This is a genomic window from Frankia sp. CeD, assembly GCF_000732115.1.
GTDB classification, from domain to species: domain Bacteria; phylum Actinomycetota; class Actinomycetes; order Frankiales; family Frankiaceae; genus Frankia; species Frankia casuarinae.
On the sequence record NZ_JPGU01000059.1, the window covers coordinates 1 to 18,179 of the forward strand.

Sequence of the window (18,179 nt, forward strand, 5' to 3'; positions counted from 1 at the left end):
CCGCCAGCACCGCCACGACTGGCGCCACCAGCCGCGCCGCGCAGATCTCCCGCGCCATCGCCGCGTCCACCCCGGACCCCCTCAGTGTCGCCCAGCTCCACCAGGGCATCCAACGCCTCACCCNGATNTACNCCACNACNCCGCNNGNNGANCTNCTCGGACCNGTCGAACANGCGTGGGANGANGCNGAAGCCCGNNTNGAAACCNGNGTNNCCGGCNCCGACCGTCGCGANCTCGAACTCCTCGCCGGCCAATACGCCTTCTACCGTGGTCGACTCGCCTTCGACATGGGCGATGACGACGGCGCGTTGACGTTCTTCGTCCTCGCCGCTCAACACGCCCANGCAGCCGGNNACCCACTACTTNCCGGATCGGTTGCCGCCATGCGCTCCGCCGTGGCCTTCTTCGCCCGCGAGTTCGAGACCGCTGCGGACATCGCCGCCCAGGCCCAGCCGCAGGCGCACCCCTATATCGTCCCGCTCCTCGCCTGCGCACAGGCCCGCGCCTACGCCATCACCAGCCGCGAAGACGAAGCACTAACCGCCTTGCGGACCATGAATGATCATGTCTGGACCGGCAACCGCCTGCCANGACCTTCACCGATCGACGAAGAGTCCAGCGAAGCTTTCAATGCGGTGGTACTCGGCTATCTCGGCAAGGGTGACGAAGCCGAGCCACACGCCCGCGCATCGTTGGCGATGCTCAGCGGAACCGGACGGTACGTCAGCACCGCCGGCACCCATCTCGCACTCGCACGGGCCTTCATCCACCGCACCCANCCGGACCCCGAACAGGCAGCCACCGCAGCAAGCGACGCCCTCATGATCGTTGACGGCAAGGAAGTGACCAACGGCCCGACCTTCAACCGGGCCGCCGGTATTTGGCGCACCCTCGCCCGCAACGAGGAGTGGGCACGGCTCGAACCCGTCCGCGACCTGGGCGAACAGGTCTCATCCGAGCGCCGTGCGCTCCCAGCAGGCCCAACCATCTAGATCGTTGCCAAAGTTCTCTACGGGGTCGAGTTCCGGCAGGCGATGGGCTCTTCGACGGTTGCCGGACCCGCCCGAGAAAGGACGAGCCCCTCATGGCCCAGATCGATGACCACCGGTGGATGACGCGGGCCATCGAGCTCGCTCACCGCTGCCCGCCCGCCACCGGTGCCTACTCGGTGGGTGCCGTCATCGTCGGCGAGAACGGCGAGGAGATCGCGTTCGGGTTTTCCCGCGAGGTCGACGACACGGTGCATGCCGAGGAGTCCGCGCTCGCGAAGGTCGCTCCCGATGACCCCCGTCTCGCCACCGCGACGATCTACAGCACACTCGAACCCTGCTCCCAGCGCATGTCGTGGCCACGCACCTGCACCCAGCTCATCCTGGAAGCGAAGATCCCCCGAGTGGTCATCGCCTGGCGGGAACCCAGCCTGTTCGTCGCCGACTGCCAGGGCTACGAACTGCTCGGCGCGGCCGGGGTCACGGTCGTGGGAATGCCCGAGCTCGGCGAGCGGGCCCGCGCCATGAAGGCTCACCTGGCCGTCTGATCATCGGCTGGATCACCCGCGATGGCGTCCGGGTGGGCCGGTGCCCGCCCCGGCTGCCGCGCGGGAGCCGGGGCAGGCGATCTTCTTGCCCGGCGGCGACGCATGTGGGGCGCGCCGACGGATATCGTAGATGGCGCGGCGTCGCCGTGCCGCCACGCCGCTGGCTGATCGAAACCAGGGGCGCGCCTTCCCTCTCAGTTGAGGTGGCTCAGCAGTTGAGGTGGCTGCGGCGGTGCGGTCGGCGCAACCGCGAGGGGGNGGGTCGGTGGGCGTGATCCGGGTGGAACCGTACGGCGGCCGCGACTTCGACGTCGAGGTCGCGGAGGAGACGTCTCCGGGAGTCCGCGGGCTCTCCTTCAACTACCGGGTGCGGGTCGATGACAAGGTGCTCACGGCGGTGGGGCTCTCGCCCGACGATGTGCCGGGCCTGATCGCGTTGGTCCGCGCGTCGTTCGCGTTCCTGCTCGCGCGGGAACCGGCCGGGTCCATCCTGCCCACCTTCGAGCTGTCCGAGATCACCCGCTACTTCCCGAGCTATCCGGCGGAGATCGCCGGCAGCGTGCCGAGATGAGCGGGGCCGGGGCATCGGGGGACGTCGGGGCATCGGGGGACGTCCGGGCATCGGGGGACGTGGACGCCCTGCTGCTCGTCTCGTTCGGGGGTCCCGAGGGGCCCGGCGACGTGTTGCCGTTCCTCCGCAACGTGACCAGGGGCCGGGACATCCCCGCCTCCCGGCTGGCGGTCGTCGCCGAGCAGTACCACCTGTTCGGTGGGCGTAGCCCCCTCAACGAGCAGAACCGGGCGCTGGTCACCGCGTTGCGTGCGGAGCTGCCCGGGCTGCCGGTCTACTGGGGGAACCGGAACTGGGCGCCCTATCTGACCGACACGGTCGCCCAGATGGCCGCCGACGGCATCCGGCGTGCCGCGTGCTTCGTCACCTCGGCTTTCTCGTCCTACTCGGGATGCCGGCAGTACCGGGAGGACCTCGCGGCAGCCGCCGCCGCGGTGGGGGACCGTGCGCCCGAGCTGGTGAAGCTGCGGCTGTTCTTCGACCATCCGGGGTTCGTGGAGCCGATGGTGGACCGCGGCGTCGCGGCGCTGGCCGACCTGCCGGCGAAGGTGCGTTCCGATGCCCATCTGATCTTCACCGCCCATTCGCTCCCCCTCGCGCAGGCCCGCGCCAGCGGGCGTGGCGAGGGCGCCTACGCTCGCCAGCTGCGGGCCACCGCGGCGGTGATCATCGAGGGGATCGAACGCATCACCGGCGTGCGTCATCCCTTCGACCTGGCCTTCTGCAGCCGCAGTGGATCGCCGGGCGTGCCGTGGCTCGAGCCGGACGTGCGCGATCGGCTCGCGCAGCTGGCCGCGGCGGGGGNCGCCNGTGCCGNGATCATTCCGCTGGGGNTCGTCAGCGATCACGTGGAGGTCCGCTACGACCTCGACGTGGGGGCCCTGGAACGGGCGCGGGAGCTGGGCCTGCCGGCGACGCGGGCGGGCACCGTCGGGGTGGATCCGCGGTTCGTCTCGATGGTGGGAGAACTGATCGAGGAGCTGCGTCGTCCCGGCGGTGTCCGACGGTCGCTGACCGGCCTCGGGCCATGGCCGGCGGACTGCCCCGCGCACTGCTGCGAGCCCCTCGGGCCGCCGCGGACCTGAACCCCCGCGGACCTGAATCCCCGCGGACCCGAATCCGGGGTGGTCCTGAATCCGGGAGGGTGGGCGAGGGCGGACCGCATGGCGATGCGGCCATACTGATGGTGAACCGAGGCTGATGGGGAACCGATACTGATGGGGAACGAAGCGATCAGAACCGAACGACGAAGCGAGTCAAGGTAACGGAGCGATCGGAGATATGCGGCGCTACGTGTTCGAATCCCCGGAAAGGTTCGTGGTGGGAACCGTCGGCCAGCCGGGTGACCGGGTCTTCTTCCTGCAGGCTGCCGGGCGTGGTCAGGTCGTGACGGTCGGTCTGGAGAAAACCGAGGTCACCGCCCTCGCGGAGGGGCTGACCGCGTTGCTCGGCCAGGTGGGCCAGACCCAGGGCATCGTGCTTCCGACCGCTTCGGACGTCGAGATCGATCTTGCCCCGCTGGATGCCCCGTTCGAGGAGGACTTCCATCTGGGCCAGCTCACGGTGTCCTGGGACGGCCATCGGGTCTTCGTCGAGGCGGCCGGGCTGTCTCCCGGGGAGTTCCGGCTCCCCGAGAGCGAGGACGAGCTCGACTCGTTGCGGGTGGGACTGTCGATCAAACAGGCCCGTGCCTTCATCGAACGGGCCCGCACGATCGTCGCCGCCGGGCGTCCACCGTGCGTCCTGTGCGGTCGCCCGGACGATCCGGCCGGGCACTTCTGCCCTCGGCTGAACTGACCGGAGCCGGCCGGGGCGGACAGCCGGCGATCGTCAGTTCGAGGGCGGCACGGGGGCATACGTCGGGTCGAAGGCGTCGTAGGCCGCCGCATAGGCGCGACGCACCGCCGCGGAAAGGTTGCGCAGCGCCGCGGACCTGCGGGCGATCTCGCTCGCGGTCACCGCGGCACCGTCGTCCCGGGCGGCGAGGTCGAGCAGGGTCGACAACCGCTCCGCCCGGGCCAGCAGGGCGTGCGCCCCCGGTGGATGGCCCGGGCCCAGCCCCGGGCCCGGGTCATCCACCCCGCGGTCGCGCAGCAGGGCGAGCACCTCGGGGCGGGCGCTTGCGATGTCGAGGTCGATGAGCGCGGCCGTCGTGGTGCGGATCGCGTTGCNGAGGTCGTGTTCCGCGGCGCGCNGGCCGGCNCNGGGNGGTGGCACGNGGGACGCGACGAGCACCCGCCAGTGCACCGACTCCAGCCGCCCCTCCAGGGCCGGCCCGTGCACGACGACCCCGGGGACGAGCACCAGCGGCGGGTTCGGGCCGATCACGATGATCGCCTCTCCNGCGGNGATCGCGTCCCTGTTCACCTCCGCCGGGCCGGGCAGGCCGGTGGCGTCCCCGGGGGCGGGCAGGACCAGCCGGAGCCGTTGCGCTCCGGCCGAACGCAGGGCTCCCAGGCCCAGCACGAGCGGCTCGTCGCCGAGGGTGTGCGGCGCCGCCTCGCCACCGAGCGCGCGGTGCATCTGGGTGATGACGTCGTCGAGCCCGACGAGCCCGGCAAGCCACGCATTGCCCCATCCGGTGAGGACTCCGGACCGGGGCGACGCTGACAGGGCGGGAAGCACATTGCCTACCGTAGGCAATCGAGGAGCCTTCAGGCTCGCCGAGGGGGCCGTACCAGACCTTTTTCCGGGTGATAGCGCCATTTGTCGCCTCTGGGCAGGCACCGCCCGGCCAGCCAGGGCAGGCCCACGCTCAGCAGCCAGTAGGAGTGCTCGATGATTCCCGGAGCCGGTTCCTCNTGATCGGGTCCGTCCGGCAGACCCACGAGTGGTACCCCGGCGTGCGACAGACGGTGGGCGAACGCCTGCGCGATCAGGCGGTGGCCGCGTGGCCCCGGGTGGATCCGGTCCACGTCGAAGCTGGACCGGCTGCGCACCGCAGGGTGCCCGCCGAGGTCGACCATCAACACTCCGGGGTCCGTCCGGGCCGCGGCCTGGACCGCCGCGTTGAGCCGTTCGACCCGTTCGCTCAGGATCCGGCCGAACGGCGCCGGCACCGGGAGCAGCCGGCTGGGATCGGGCATGGTAGCGGTGAGGACGACGACTCCGTCGGCCCGCAGTCGGCCCACCGTCCAGACCAGGTCCTGGCGTAACCGCAGCGGATCGAACGTCGGTTTCAGCACGTCGTTCATGCCGGCGATCACGCTGGCGATCTGGGGGCCCAGCGACAGGGCGACGGGGAGCTGACGGGTACGCACGTCGTGCGTGGTCGCTCCCGTGGTGGCCAGATTGGTGAATTCCATGGCGCCGGCCGGGCCCAGGCACGCGGCGAGCCGGGCGGCGAAGCCCCGTCCTCCCGTCGCGGGGCGGCGGTGTTCGCGTCCCATCGTCACGCCGTCGCCGAGGCCGACCGTGATGCTGTCGCCCAGCGCGACGAACCGCCGGGATCCGGTGCCGGAGTCCATGGCTCTGCCCGCCTTTCAGGCCGCGAGTCAGGCCGCGAGCGGCGGCGCCGGTGGCTGCGGGAAGGCCGTGCCCGGGGCGGCCGGACCGGGCGAGTCGTGGCAGGCAAGGAAGCCCGCGACCGTGGCCGACCAGGGGAACTGCTCCGCGCGGGCCCGGGCCGCGATCCGGCGCGCGTGGATCTGCGCAGGCGAGGCGGACAGCAGGTCCACGACGGCGTCGGCGAACGTGAATCCGCTGCCCGCGGCGATCGTGCCCACTCCCGGGACGATCAGTTCGGCGAGCGCGCTGGCGTGGTGCACCACTGCCGGGGTGCCGCTGGCGAGCGCCTCCAGAGCGGCCAGCCCGAAGGTCTCCACCGGGCCGGGGGCGAGCGCGAGGTCGGCGGTCGCCAGCAGGCCGGCGAGCCGTTCCCGGTCGGCCACGAACCCGAGGAAGGTCACCGGCAGCCCGGCCGCATGCCGTTCCAGCCGGCCCCGATGGGCCCCGTCACCGGCGATCACCAGGCGCGCCGGCACCCGGCGGCGGACGAGTTCAGCTGCCGCGTCCACGGCGAGGTCGACCCGCTTCTCCGGTGCCAGCCGGCTGGCCACCACCAGCAGCGCCTCCTGGTCACGGGCGAAGGCGCGTCGCAGGGTCAGGTCGTGGTGGGCGGAGGAGAAACGGTCGAGCTCGACGCCGAGCGGAACGTGGCGCAGGTTGCCGGCGCCGATGCGGACGAACTCCGCCGCCGCCCAGGCCGTCGTCGCCACGACGGAGTCGAAGGCGGCCGCGAGCGAGGCGTTCGCCCGGTCCGCGGCTGTCGAGACCGGCAGGACTCCCCGCAACGGTGCGGGTGTCCAGGTGCCGAGCAGGCGGTCGAGCCGCTCGTGGCTGACGACCAGCGACGGCACCCCGCGACGGCGGGCCCATCGGGCCAGTGGACGCAGGGTCGCCCGGTCGTGGACCTCGAGTCGGTCGGGCCGTTCCCGGTCGAGCAGGTCGGCGACGCGCCACGGCTCGGTGATGATCCGGTAACCGGTTCCGGGTAGCCGGGGGGCGCGCAGTTGGAGCACGCGGGCATCCGGCCGGACCAGTTCGGCGTCCTGCTCGCCCGGAATGATCTGGACGACCTCGTGGCCCGCCGCGGTGTAGCCGGCGGCGAGGTGGCGCAGTGTCGTCCGGATGCCGCCGGAGGCCGGCGCGACGAAGTTTGCCGCCTGCACGATCTTCATGCTGACCACCCGTCGTCGTTTCCCGTCCCGGGCCGCTTGCGTGCGTCCCATCCGTCCCGTCGTCCGCCCCGCCGTCCGCTCCGTCCCTCGATGACCGGGCCGGGGTGCCTGAGGCGGCCGAAGCGACCGGCCCCGCCGCCGGTGCCGAGCACGTCACGGTAGTGGCCGAGCAGCTCGTCGCCGATCGCGCTCCACCCGCATCCCGCGACCGACTCCCGGGCCGCCGCACCCATCGCCACCCGACGAGGGAGGTCGTCGGTCAGGGCCGCGACCTGCGCCCGCAGGGCCGCGGGGTCGCCGGGAGTGTAGTGCAGCCCGGTGCGGCCGTGCTCGACAACGTCAAGCAGCCCGCCCGCCGCAGGGGCGACCACCGGTACCCCGCTCGCCTTGGCCTNCTGCGCCGCCTGGCAGAATGTCTCGTGGATGCCGGTGTGGACGAAGACGTCGAGGCTCGCGACCGCGGCCGAGAGCTCCTGCCCGGCGCGGAATCCGAGGAACGCCGCGTTCGGCATCGACCGGGCCAGGGTGGGACGGGAGGGGCCGTCACCGACGACGACGAGCCGGGTGTTCGGGATGTCGGACACCGCTCCGAGCAGCTCCACCCGCTTCTCCCGGGCCAGCCGGCCGACGTAGCCGACCAGGACNTCGCCGTTCGGAGCGAGGCGGCGGCGCAGCTCGTCGTCCCGGTGCGCCGGGTGGAAACGTTCGAGGTCCACCCCCCGACTCCAGCGGGCGACCCGTTGCACGCCCTGGCTCAGGAGGGTGTCGACGGCATCCCAGGACGGCGCGAGGGTCCGGGCCGCGAGCCGATGTACGATGGCGAGCCAGTGCCAGATCGTGCGTTCCGCGGTGGCCAGCCCGTAGCGGGCTGCGAACGCGGCGATGTCCGTCTGGTAGACGGCGATGCTCGGTATGCCGAGGCGCCGCGCCGCGAACACCGCCTGCGCCCCGAGGCCGGCGGGCGCCGCCAGATGGACGATGTCCGGGTTGAACTCCCGTAAGGCGGCGGGAAGCCCGGGCCACGGGACTGCGAAGCGAAACGCCGGGTAACCCGGTAGGGGAGCCGACGGTGCCCACAGCACCGGTGCGCCGGCGTGGCTGCGCGCCGCCGCGCGTCGGGCGGCGGGCGCCGGAGCCGGCGCGATGACCATCGCCTCGTGCTGCCGGTCCCGCAGATGTTCCAGCACTCGACAGACCGTGTTCGTCACCCCGTCAACATGGGGGAGGAACGACTCGGTGATCACCGCTATGCGCACACGAGCACGGTGGCAGGGCATGGAGCCGTGCCGCAGACGGCCAGCCGACCGTTACATGAACGTTCTGGCACAGCTTGGTGCACCGTACGGGTGCACACGACCGGCTGTTCATCCGGTCGGCGGATCCGGGCCGGATTCCCGTCCGACATGGTGCCACTTGACATGATACTGCTTGACATGTTGTCACTTGAGGTGGTGTCACCTGACATGGTGCTAGCTGACATGGTGTCGTCCGACACGGCGCCCGGCGGACGCCGTGGTTCCTGGTCCGCACCGTCGCACGCCGGCCGCCGGCATTTTCCCCGGGCGCCGGTGAGGAGGATATTTGGAGGCACGGGGCGGCGCACCGGTCGGGGAGTGAGAGCCATCGAGGTGTACGCGTGATGTTCAGGCGGCAGGACACGGTCCTGATCACGTCCGCGGCCCGGTCGCGGCAGTGGGACATCCATCGGCGGGAGGNGCGTTACCTCCTCTCGATGATGTTCCGGATGCTCTGCTTCGTGCTCGCCGTGGTCGCCTTCCACGGCTGGCTACGGTTCGTCGCCGTCGCGATGGCCGTGATCATTCCGTGGGTCGCGGTGGTCATCGCCAACGGTGGTCCGACGCCCGAACGCGACCGGCCCGTCAGCTACGATCCGGGCCAGCCGGCGGCGGGCGAACTGCCGGCCCTGGAGGCCGATCCCCACCGGGTGGNCGACAGTGAGGGCTGGGTGGATGACGAGGGCTGGGTGCACGGCCATCCGGACCCACCGGGCCGGGACGGCACCGGGCTCGGCGAGGCGTCCGTCTCCGGGCCATCGGGTTGACGTCAGCCATCGGGTTGACGTCAGGTTGAGCCGGTGAGGTGCATCAGCTTCACCACTGACTACGGACTCGCCGACGGCTTCGTCGCAGCCTGCCACGGGGTGATCCTGCAGACGGTGCCGGATGCCCGGATCATCGACGTGACCCACCTGGTGCCGCCGGGGGACGTGCGGCGGGGGGCGGCCGTGCTCGCCCAGACGGTGGGTTCCCTGCCTCGGGGGGNGCACCTCGCCGTGGTGGATCCCGGGGTGGGCACGTCGCGCCGGGCCCTGGCACTGCGCGCGGTCGGCGGTCACCTGGTCGGGCCGGACAACGGCCTGCTGATCTCCGCGGCCGAGCGGCTGGGGGGGATCGAGGCCGCGGTCACGCTGGAGGTGCGGCCCGCAACCCCCGCGACGTTCCACGGCCGGGACGTCTTCGCCCCGGTGGCTGCCGCCCTGGCGCGCGGGACACCGCTCCAGGAGGTCNGTGAGCCGGTGGAGCCGGCGACCCTGGTCCGTCCCCGGGCGGCCCTGGCCCGGCTACGCCCGGATGGGACCGTGGAGACCGAGGTGGTCCTCGTCGACACGTTCGGCAACGTCCAGCTCGCGGCCTCCGGCGCGCTGCTCGGCGCGGCCGGGCTGCGCCCGCCGGGTCGGGCGGTGCTGCGACCGCTCCGGCGGGACCGCCTGACCGGGGCCGAGCAGGCGGCCGGCCCGCTCGCGGCCGCGGGCCCGATGACTGAACTGGCCGTGGGGGTCACCTTCGGCTCGGTCGGCCCGGGGGAGGCGGTGCTCTACGTCGACTCGGCGGGGATGGCGGCCCTCGCCGTGCGCGACGGTGACGCCGCGCATGCCCTCACACTTATGCCCGGCGACCGCCTTACGCTGCGCCGCTGGGACGGGCGTCCGGGACAGGCGTCCCGTGAACAGGCGTCCGGGACAGGCGTCCCGTGAACAGGCGTCCGGGACGCCGCACCGCCTGTCGGGGGTCCGCACCGGTCAGCAGAATCCCGGGAGGGTCAGCCAGCTCGGCCCCGGGTCGGGAGCGTCATCGCGCAGGACCGTTCCCTCGATCTTGCCGTACGGCCGGTCCGCAGCGTAGTAGACCGTGTTGGGATTATCGAGCCCGAACGGTTCTAGATCAACCAGAAAGTGGTGTTTGTTCGGCATTGACAGGCGGATTTCGGCGACGTCGGCGNGCGCGGTCAGCGCCGCCTCGCCCATCCGGTACAGGGTCTGTTGCAGAGCCAGGCTGTGGAGGCTCGCGAAGGTGCTGACCAGAGCCGTCCGTACCCCGTCGAACAGCCGCCCGAAGTCGAGGTCTGACTGGGCGTAGCGCCAGCGGGCGGTGACCTCTGTCGCCAGGATGCGGTCTGTCGTCTCGGGCAGTGTGGTGTACCGGTCGCGGAGAAACCCCGAGAATTCCGAGCCGGTCGACTTCAGCAGGACCAGCCCGGCGAGTCCGGACACGACGAAGGCCGTGCCACGGTCGAGGGTGACGACCGTCGTCCTTTTCTCCCCAGCCGACCTGCTGAAGGCATGGTCGTGCGGCACCCCATCCACCTGGATGCGGTCCCACCGGTACTGCTCGATTTCTATCCGGGCGCCGTCGATCCCCGGGAGGGATCCGGCGAAATGGTGACCCAGCCGGATCGCGAAATCCTCGATCTGGCCGATTCCGTGCTCGCGGGCGAAGGCGTAGACGGTGTTTTTCTGCGCGTCCGTGGTGAGCACGTGCGCATTGTCGCCGGACAGGTGCGCGGCGGCGAAGTCACCACGAAGCGCGGTGGAGACGTTCAGATCGGTGATCTGGTGCACCGGTCCGTTCCGCGCCACGTGGACGAGACGGACCTCCGCCTTTCCATACTGATTGGGCCCGAGAACGATCGCCATGTGGCCTCCCTGTCGTGGGACGGTCATTTCCCTTGTCCGGAGTGCGCCTTTCGCCCGACCGGGTCGATCGGCCTGCCGTGGGTCCGACCGTCCCGGCGCCGCACCGGTGTCGTGCCGGCACCGGTGCGGGCCGGAGACCGCCGAACGTGGCCCGACCATTCTGCTGGACCGGGTGACATCCCGGACCGACGGTGAGTTTCGCGCGCCCGACTCGTGCCGCCCGGCGCCCCGGCCTGTCGCCCCGGCCTGTCGCCTGGGTGCCCCTCCGAGCCGTGTGGACCGCGGGGGTGGGATCACGCGGTGGTGGCCCGTCCGGGCGGCTTCCGGCAATGGAAAGCCAGTGAGACGTCAATGGTCCCGCATGCCGGCGGTGCCGTGTACCGCCCAGTCGTCTCTGGTTGCGGAAACTCATCTGCGCGGGTGACGGGTTGCGTCTTCTTTGATATCGCCGTGGGTTCTGGCCGTCGTTTCGGGTGGTCGGTGAAATGTCCTCCGGGGCGGGCAACCTGGGAAGGCGTTCGTGCGTCAGAAGGGGAGAAGGGGAGGGGTGTATGTGGGACGCCTGGAGAGTGCTACTCTCCGTATTAAGATGCTCGACACCGGGTGATGATCTGCCGGTTGGCGCCGTAGATTACGCTGATCGAGGGTACGTGGGGTTGATCTCTGGGTACCGTTCGGACGTAGCTTCCCGTCCGGCGATGCTGCCGGCGCGGTCTTCGGGAGGGGGCATTACATGTCTCGCTCGGTAATGATTCCCCCGCGTATTTCCCGTGGGTGGGGTCACTCGGCCAGGCCGGAATCCCGGCCGGCGGAATCGCCTGGTCGCCGGCCCCGGCGGTGGCCGGGGGGGACGCTTCTGCTCGCCGCGGTGCTGTCCGCGGCGGCCTGTTCCGGCGGGGGGGCGTCACCGGCGCCGGCCGGGGCCACCCCCGCCCCGGATCCGGCGGCGAGCGTGACGGTCACGCCGAGGGACGGCGCTACCGGGGTGGCGCTGACCAGCCCGATCGTCGTGCGCGGCAACGCCCCGCTGGCCGCGGTCTCCGTCAACCGGGGGGCGAGCGCGTCGGAGAAGACGGAGCCGGGGACAATGCCCGGCACCTTCTCGGCCGATCATCGGACCTGGACATCCTCCGGCGGGCTGTTCGCCGACTCGCGGTACGACGTCGAGGCGTCAACGTCCCCGGCGACGGGCATCGCCGGGACGACGTCGGTGCGGACCAGCTTCGTGACCGGCGTCCCGGCGAAGTCGTTCAAGGTCTCCTGGGAGCCGGTCGCGGGCCAGACCGTCGGGATCGGCGCGCCGATCAGCCTGACGTTCAGCGCCCCCGCGTCCAGTCGGGCCGCCGTCCAGAGCCGGCTGGTCGTACGGACCGATCCGCCGGTCCTCGGCGCGTGGAACTGGCTGTCGAACCGGGTCGTCATGTGGCGACCGGAGGGGTACTGGAAGCCCGGGACGAAGGTGCACGTCGAGGCTAACTTCGCCGGCTACGACGCGGGCGGGGGCCGGCTCGGGGTCAAGGACCGGGCGATGGACTTCGTCATCGGCTCCGCCCAGGTCTCCAAGGTCGACTCGGCCACCCACACGATGAAGGTCTTCCGGGACGGGCAACTGCTGCGCACGATGCCGGTCAGTCTCNGCAGACCCAGTCTGCCGAGCATGGACGGCCCGCACAACGTGCTGGGCAAGTCACCCGAAGTGATCATGGACTCGGCCACCGTGGGCATCCCCCAGGGCAATCCGGACTACTACTACGAGAAGGTCCAGTGGGCGGTCAACTACACCAGTGGCGGGCAGTACGTGCATTCCGCCCCCTGGTCGGTGCCCTCCCAGGGGCGAGCCAACGTCTCCCACGGGTGCGTGAACGCCTCACCCGCCGACGCCCAGTGGTTCTACAACTTCACCCGGCTCGGTGACATCATCGACATCGTCAACACCGGTCGGCCGCCGGACACCTCACAGCTCGGCAACGCGTGGTCGGTCCCCTGGGCCACGTGGAAGGCGGGCAGCGCGCTGCCGGTGTCCGACCAGCTCGCCCCCGTGGTGAGCCTCGACTCCGCGGTGAGCACAGTCACGCCCGGGCCCGTGACCGCCACCCCCAGGACCGGCGCGGCGGGCGCCGGCGCCTGACCGGGCGATCGCGGCCTCGCACCCGCGGCAGCGTGGACGACGCCCGGCCCGACCGGTTCGGTGCCGGGCGTCGCCAATGTGCGCCCTCGGCCGCTCCCACCGCTATGGCGGGGGCGGGATGGCGCGGGATGGCGCGCGGTGGCGGGGTGGCGGGACGGGGACAGCCGGTCAGGGGGAGGAGTCGGGCGGGCGAGCAGGCGGTGAATTTCCGTCCGGGGGAGGTGTCGTAAACGACGGATCGGCCCGTGACGGTCGCGAACGGCTCATGCTGTTGAGTAAGGGTATGGAGAGCGAGCTGTCGAGACGCTCCGGCCCGTCGCGACGGTCGGTGCGCCGGTCCGTTCGCGCGTGCGGTCCTGCCCGAGGGCGTCGAGGCGCGCGGGCGCGGCGTCTCGTGCGGGTGCGACGTTCGAGAGGTGCATAGTGAGGCGCTTGCGCAACCAGACCACCGGCCTGCTGGTCTGGTGGGTCGAGGTGCTGATGCTGGTGATCCTGTACTACTCCTACACCGGCACCCGTGCCGTGGCCGACGCCTCCACCGGCGAGGCGATGCGGATGGGCCACGATCTCCTGCGCCTGGAGACCTTCCTGCATCTCGATCCCGAGCTCGGGCTCAACCGCTGGTTGCAGAGTGTACCGGTGCTGGCGGTCGTCTGTTGTTACTACTACGCGACGCTGCACTTCGTCGTGACGCCGGCCCTGCTGGTGTGGATGCATCGTCGGCACCCCCCCCGGTACGCTCAGGCCCGCTGGACGCTGGTGATCACCACTCTGATCTGCCTGGTCGGGTTCTTCCTGTTCCCGACCGCCCCGCCCCGGTTGCTCACCGGCACGTCCTATGTCGACACCATGTCCCACTTCGAGGGCTGGGGATGGTGGAGCGGTAGCGCGAGCGCCGCCCCGGACGGGCTGGAGGGACTGACGAACCAGTACGCCGCGCTCCCGTCGCTGCACTGCGCATGGTCGTTGTGGTGCGGTTTCCTGCTGGTGCGCTTCGGGCGCCGACCGCTGGTCCGGGTACTCGGCGCGCTTTATCCGGCGGCGACCCTGTTCGTCGTCATGTCGACGTCGAACCACTATCTCCTGGACGCGGTCGCCGGATGGGCGGTCCTGGGCGGCGCCGCCGGTGCGGTCGCGCTCGTCGCCGGGTGGCGGTCCCGGGTCGGTTTCGTGGGGAGTGCCGCTGGGCAGCCGGCCGTGCCGGGAGCCGGATCGCAGCTTGCGCCGAACGCGCTGGCACCGGTGTCCGTGCCACTGCCGTCTCCGCCGCCGTCTTCACTGGCGCCGCCGCCGTCTTCACTGGCGCCGCCGCCGTCTTCACTGGCGCCGCCGCCGTCACCGGTGCCTCCGCCCGCCCCGCCGGCCACCTCCAGCATGGCGATGCGGGTCACACCGGTGGCGCGAGCCGATGGAGCGCACGCGAACTGATCGCGGTGGGTGGCCGGTGCCGATCCGACCGGTGCCGATCCGACCGCTGTCGGCCTGGTGTGGCTCCCCAGGNGGGTGCATCTTTCGCCCCGATGCGTTACTTCTGGGACCGATGTGCGAAAGTTGCGGGACAGCGGTTTTCCCGGCCGCGTCCGACCTTGCGGCACCCCTCTCCCCACACCACCTCGAAGATCGGCCCTGTCCCGACGATCAGCGCCACCTCGAAGATCCCGCGTCCGGTCCGATCCCGCTCGGAGTCCGATCGATGTCCCTGTCCACGACCGTGCGTCTGCAACGTCCGCGCCCGGTCGCCTTCGCCATCGCACTCGTGCTGGCGTGGTTGCTGCTTGCCCTTGTCGCGTTCGCCCTGCGCCGCGGTCCCATTGAGGATGATCTCGCAGCCCGGGCGACCGCGGCGGTCCGGTCCACCGGCGGCGTGCACGCCCAGGTTCACGTCGAGGGGCGTGAGGCGGTTGTCACCGGTCGTTTCCCGAGTGCCGCCGCCGCCGAACAGGCGCGAGCCTCGGCCGCGGTCGCCGGCACGACCTCCGCGCGTCTCGGCGACGACGTGGTCATCGCGACCGAACCTGCGCGCCCCCTGGTGCTCGCTGTGGCCGGCCGAGGACTGTCGATCACGGCGACCGTGCCCGACCGGGCGAGCCGTGCCGCGTTGCTCGCTGCCGTGGCGGACGCGAGCGGCGGCTCGGTGACCGGTGAGGTCCGGGTCGACCCGGCCGTGGCGGAGCCGCCGGTGGAGGTGGTGGCCGCCGTCGCGGCGGCGCTGCGCGGTTTTCCCGGGAGCCACTCGGTCACGGTCTCCGGGACGACCGTGGCGGTGGCCGGCAGTGCCCCCGACGAGGCCACGAGGCGGCGCCTCGGCGCCCAGGTGCTGGCAGCGGCCGGTACCACCGTCCCCGATGCCACCCTGGACAACCGGCTTGTCGTCCCGCGCGAGAAGCCTGCCGCCGCGGCGGCGAAGTCCACCTCCGATGCCGGGGCCCTCGCGGCCCTACGCGCCGCCCTCGACGCTCGGAACGTGACGTTCCCGGTCGGCGCAGCAACGCTGAGCCCCCCGGCCCGCCTTTGGCTTGACCGGGTGGCGGCGGCGCTGCGCGCCGGCCGGGTCGTGGTCCTGGTCGGCGGCCACGCCGACGCCTCCGGGTCGGCGACCCTCAATCAGGCGTTGTCTCTGGACCGGGCCCAGGTGATTGCCGACTACCTGACGGACCGGGGCGTACGTCCCGACCTCATACGCGTCGCCGGGTTCGGTTCCCGGTGGCCGGTGGCCGACAACGCCACGCCTCGGGGACGGGCGGCCAACCGTCGGGTCGAGATCGTTCCGTGGCCCGACAGCTGATTCTGGGCGAGCCGGATCTCGGCTGATCCGGCCGATCTGCAGTCCGGCCGGATCTCGGGCCCGGCGGGACTGTCGGGTCCGGCCGATTTCCGGCCCAGTGCCACGATGATGTCGCGGATGCGCGACTGTCTTGCCTGCGGCGGGTGGCCCATGGCATCCTCTGCTTAGGGAAGCCTTAGCTAAGGCCGCTCCACGGGGTCGACCGCTCCACGGGGTCGAAGGATCATCGACAGATCGACGGATCGACAGGGTCGCGAACTGCCGCTTGGCCGTCCGCGTGCTGGCTGTCTCGGGCGTGGTGAGGTGCGGTGCTCGTCTGTTCGTGCTTCGCGGTGTCCGACCGGTTGCTACGCAACGTGATCGCCTCGGGTGCCTGCGACGTTGACGCCGTCGGCGAGCGATGTGATGCCGGGACGGGCTGTGGCGGCTGTGTGGAGGAGATTGCCGAGCTGTTGGGTGAGGCGTCCGCGCGCCGCGGCAGTCCGGTTGCCAGAGCGGGGCAGGGTTCCGGATCGGGTTAGGGCCGCGTGGCGGCCGAAGTGCCGCCGTTGCCGTCGTCACGGAACATCATCAACGCTCTGAGTACGGTCGCGTTCCTGGCCCGTCGGCTACGGAATGAGACCGGCTATGACCGATATCTCGGACCGCCGGCGGACCGGCCCGCCTCCGCNGTGACCGTGCATCGGGCNAGGTGACCGTCATGCTCGGGCGGTGTCCCCGCGCCCGGACACATCCGGTCCACCCGCGAGCTACCGCGTGGAGCTACCGCGTGCTGGGATCACCCTCGCGCTGCCACGACGGCATACGGATGACCCACCCCGACATTGCCGGCTACCGTGGGCCAACCGGCCGAAGTCCGCCTGAGAGGTAGCATCGGCCGGTCGATCCGGCCGAGCCGCGACGCCCCGCTGGTTGCGAGGCACGAGGTCGGCGACGGCGCTGAGTCGGCTGCGCCAGCCGGATCGCGGGCGATGCCTACGGGTACGGTACGGTGCCCCGTGAGGAGGTCGTGGCGATGTCCGCTCGCCAGGTGCGGCGGNTTNAGCTGGNGNGNGACGTTGACGTCTCCGGCGTCTCCGGGACGGGTGCGGTCGCGTTCGGGGCGCAGGCCCCCGACGGCACCTGCGTGCTGTGGTGGGACTCCGAACACGATTCCATCGGGATCTATCCGACGATGGAGACGCTGCTTGCCATCCACGGACACGGCGGTAGTACCCGCGTCGTCTACATCGACGCCGCCGACCAGACCGTCCCCGCGGTTGCGGTGGGGCCCGCCGCTTCGGCCGTTCCCGTCCTCTCCGCGGCGTCGCCCGTGCCGGGTCCGGCGTCGCCCGTCCCGGGTCCGGCGTCGCCCGTCCCGGGTCCGGCGTCGCCCGTCCCGGGTCCGGCGTCGCCCGTGCCGAGCCCGGGGTCGCTGGCCACCCCGGCCCGGTCGGCCCGGCCGAATGCGCCCCTGCGTGCCGCACCGTCGCTACGCCTCGGTTCCGCGGCGCGTTCGGCCGCCGCGGCTCGTGGCCCGCGTCCTTCGCCGACCCGCAAGACGCAGCCCGGGGGTGACGGCCGCTGATCAGGTCAGCGGGCGGAAGCAGGCGGTGGTCCGTTCCTGCGGGTCTACGGTGTAGAGCGCCAACGTGCCCGCCATCTCCTTCGGATCCACGCCGTTGTCGAGCATTTGCCGGTGCAGGCCCGCCATCATGGGCAGGGCGTAATGCACCAGAATCGACGTGATGTCGGCGGGATGGCGCAGCGCCTCGCGAAACTGTTCGTCGGTCGCCGCGTCGCTGGTGAGAGCGGCGAGGACGCCGAGCCGAATCCGCCCGGCGAGGTTCTCCCAGAGCTGGGCGTTTTTCGGGGCCTCCGGTCCTCGCCAGATCCCCGGGAACGCCAGGTCGGCGACGACGGCGGTCGGCTGTCGTCCCGTCCGGAGATGTATCGCGACGACCCACATCGCCATGAGCCAGCACATCCCGCGCAGGGTGTGCAGCGGATCGACCATCATCTGCTCACGGAGGTGCCGCTCGGACTGCGGGCGGCTGGCCGGAGCCAGCCAACCGCAGACGAGACGTTCGAGGTCGACGATCTGGACCATGGGCAGGTCCGCGGGGTGCGGCCGGGCCAGCGCGGCGGCCCGGTTGGACTCGGGGTCGACCAGGGCGAGCGCGCCCGGATCGGAGAGTGTCTGCCAGGCCAGACCTGCCGACGGCATGCGGCACACGGTAACGCGAAACGCGGCGCACCGACCACAGCATGGCGGCATTGTGTGGCATTCGACGGTTGCCTCACCGCCGATTCTCTGGATGTGTCGTCGTGGTCTCCACCGGAGGACCGATGCCGCGCCCACAGCGGTCCCCGGATCCGGGAGGAGCGTCGCGAACGGCAAGCGGACGCCCGGGGTTCACTCCTCGCCGAGGAGATCTGACTACTCGCCGAGGAGGTCGAGGGGGGTGGTGGGTTGGTGGGGGGTGTGGGGGGTGGTGGTGAGGTGGTGGCGCCAGAGGGTTTCGGCGGCGTCGGGGTCGTGCTGGGTGAGGTGGGTGAGGAGCTG

Annotated in this window: 18 protein-coding genes; 11 read left to right on the forward strand and 7 right to left on the reverse strand. The window is 71.6% G+C overall.

Annotated elements, in window-relative coordinates; genetic code table 11:
* Positions 1–1,084: 1,084 nt before the first annotated feature.
* From CED_RS19490 to CED_RS19505, 4 genes are all read left to right on the forward strand, one after another.
* Positions 1,085–1,537, forward strand: coding sequence for a deaminase (locus CED_RS19490; RefSeq protein ID WP_011436336.1), 453 nt, complete (start codon positions 1,085–1,087; stop codon positions 1,535–1,537).
* A 265-nt stretch (positions 1,538–1,802) separates the two neighbouring features.
* Positions 1,803–2,108, forward strand: a complete 306-nt coding sequence (locus tag CED_RS19495; protein WP_023841911.1) for a hypothetical protein — start codon at positions 1,803–1,805, stop codon at positions 2,106–2,108.
* Positions 2,105–3,193, forward strand: coding sequence for a ferrochelatase (locus CED_RS19500; RefSeq protein ID WP_035913072.1), 1,089 nt, complete (start codon positions 2,105–2,107; stop codon positions 3,191–3,193). The genes CED_RS19495 and CED_RS19500 overlap by 4 nt, the downstream gene beginning before the upstream one ends.
* Before the next feature lie 196 nt (positions 3,194–3,389).
* Entirely contained in the window at positions 3,390–3,905 is a 516-nt protein-coding gene (locus CED_RS19505) for a DUF3090 domain-containing protein (protein WP_011436339.1), read from the forward strand.
* 33 nt (positions 3,906–3,938) lie between these two features.
* On the opposite strand, the gene CED_RS19510 is transcribed toward CED_RS19505, so the two are convergent.
* The 4 genes from CED_RS19510 to CED_RS19525 form a co-directional block, all read right to left on the reverse strand.
* Positions 3,939–4,733, reverse strand: coding sequence for a hypothetical protein (locus CED_RS19510; protein ID WP_200875438.1), 795 nt, complete (start codon positions 4,731–4,733; stop codon positions 3,939–3,941).
* 29 nt (positions 4,734–4,762) lie between these two features.
* Positions 4,763–5,575, reverse strand: a complete 813-nt coding sequence (locus CED_RS19515; RefSeq protein WP_035913075.1) for an SGNH/GDSL hydrolase family protein — start codon at positions 5,573–5,575, stop codon at positions 4,763–4,765.
* Positions 5,576–5,602: 27 nt separating this feature from the next.
* Complete coding sequence (locus tag CED_RS19520; RefSeq protein ID WP_011436342.1) at positions 5,603–6,787, reverse strand: glycosyltransferase; 1,185 nt, start codon at positions 6,785–6,787, stop codon at positions 5,603–5,605.
* Complete coding sequence (locus CED_RS19525; protein WP_200875439.1) at positions 6,784–8,043, reverse strand: glycosyltransferase family 1 protein; 1,260 nt, start codon at positions 8,041–8,043, stop codon at positions 6,784–6,786. The genes CED_RS19520 and CED_RS19525 overlap by 4 nt, the downstream gene beginning before the upstream one ends.
* Positions 8,044–8,426: 383 nt before the next feature.
* On the opposite strand from CED_RS19525, the gene CED_RS21735 reads away from it, so the two are divergent.
* Both CED_RS21735 and CED_RS19535 read left to right on the forward strand, forming a co-directional pair.
* On the forward strand, positions 8,427–8,849 hold the full coding sequence (locus CED_RS21735; protein ID WP_051868944.1) for a DUF3099 domain-containing protein: 423 nt from the start codon (positions 8,427–8,429) through the stop codon (positions 8,847–8,849).
* Between the two features lie 33 nt (positions 8,850–8,882).
* A complete protein-coding gene (locus CED_RS19535; protein WP_035913077.1) occupies positions 8,883–9,782 on the forward strand; it encodes an S-adenosyl-l-methionine hydroxide adenosyltransferase family protein in 900 nt (299 codons plus the stop codon).
* 45 nt (positions 9,783–9,827) lie between these two features.
* Here the strand turns inward: CED_RS19535 and pucL are convergent, their stop codons facing one another.
* Together pucL and CED_RS26375 are read right to left on the reverse strand one after the other, a co-directional pair.
* Complete coding sequence (gene pucL, locus CED_RS19540; RefSeq protein ID WP_035913080.1) at positions 9,828–10,721, reverse strand: factor-independent urate hydroxylase; 894 nt, start codon at positions 10,719–10,721, stop codon at positions 9,828–9,830.
* Positions 10,722–11,501: 780 nt separating this feature from the next.
* Entirely contained in the window at positions 11,502–11,819 is a 318-nt protein-coding gene (locus CED_RS26375; protein WP_235463258.1) for a hypothetical protein, read from the reverse strand.
* Between CED_RS26375 and CED_RS19545 the strand changes: the two genes are divergently transcribed.
* From CED_RS19545 to CED_RS25575, 5 genes are all read left to right on the forward strand, one after another.
* Positions 11,731–12,849, forward strand: coding sequence for an Ig-like domain-containing protein (locus CED_RS19545; RefSeq protein ID WP_369807863.1), 1,119 nt, complete (start codon positions 11,731–11,733; stop codon positions 12,847–12,849). The genes CED_RS26375 and CED_RS19545 overlap by 89 nt on opposite strands.
* A 423-nt stretch (positions 12,850–13,272) precedes the next feature.
* Positions 13,273–14,277 carry a phosphatase PAP2 family protein gene (locus tag CED_RS19550; protein WP_011436348.1) on the forward strand — a complete coding sequence of 335 codons (1,005 nt, stop codon included), beginning with the start codon at positions 13,273–13,275 and terminating at the stop codon, positions 14,275–14,277.
* A 283-nt stretch (positions 14,278–14,560) separates the two neighbouring features.
* Positions 14,561–15,634 (forward strand): OmpA family protein, encoded by a 1,074-nt coding sequence (locus CED_RS19555; RefSeq protein WP_235187179.1) that lies wholly within the window; start codon positions 14,561–14,563, stop codon positions 15,632–15,634.
* A 308-nt stretch (positions 15,635–15,942) separates the two neighbouring features.
* Positions 15,943–16,155, forward strand: coding sequence for a bacterioferritin-associated ferredoxin (locus CED_RS23090; protein ID WP_011436350.1), 213 nt, complete (start codon positions 15,943–15,945; stop codon positions 16,153–16,155).
* A 494-nt stretch (positions 16,156–16,649) separates the two neighbouring features.
* The gene (locus CED_RS25575; RefSeq protein ID WP_235187182.1) at positions 16,650–17,201 is read left to right on the forward strand and encodes a hypothetical protein; all 552 of its coding nucleotides are present in this window, start codon (positions 16,650–16,652) and stop codon (positions 17,199–17,201) included.
* Here the strand turns inward: CED_RS25575 and CED_RS19565 are convergent, their stop codons facing one another.
* Entirely contained in the window at positions 17,202–17,840 is a 639-nt protein-coding gene (locus CED_RS19565; protein WP_023841904.1) for a hypothetical protein, read from the reverse strand.
* Between the last annotated feature and the right edge of the window lie 339 nt (positions 17,841–18,179).

Coding starts and splice junctions, on each gene's coding strand:
- CED_RS19520 (WP_011436342.1), bottom strand. CDS start 6,787: ATGAAGATCGTGCAGGCGGCAAACTTCGTCGCGCCGGCCTCCGGCGGC.
- CED_RS19505 (WP_011436339.1), top strand. CDS start 3,390: ATGCGGCGCTACGTGTTCGAATCCCCGGAAAGGTTCGTGGTGGGAACC.
- CED_RS19490 (WP_011436336.1), top strand. CDS start 1,085: ATGGCCCAGATCGATGACCACCGGTGGATGACGCGGGCCATCGAGCTC.
- CED_RS19565 (WP_023841904.1), bottom strand. CDS start 17,840: ATGCCGTCGGCAGGTCTGGCCTGGCAGACACTCTCCGATCCGGGCGCG.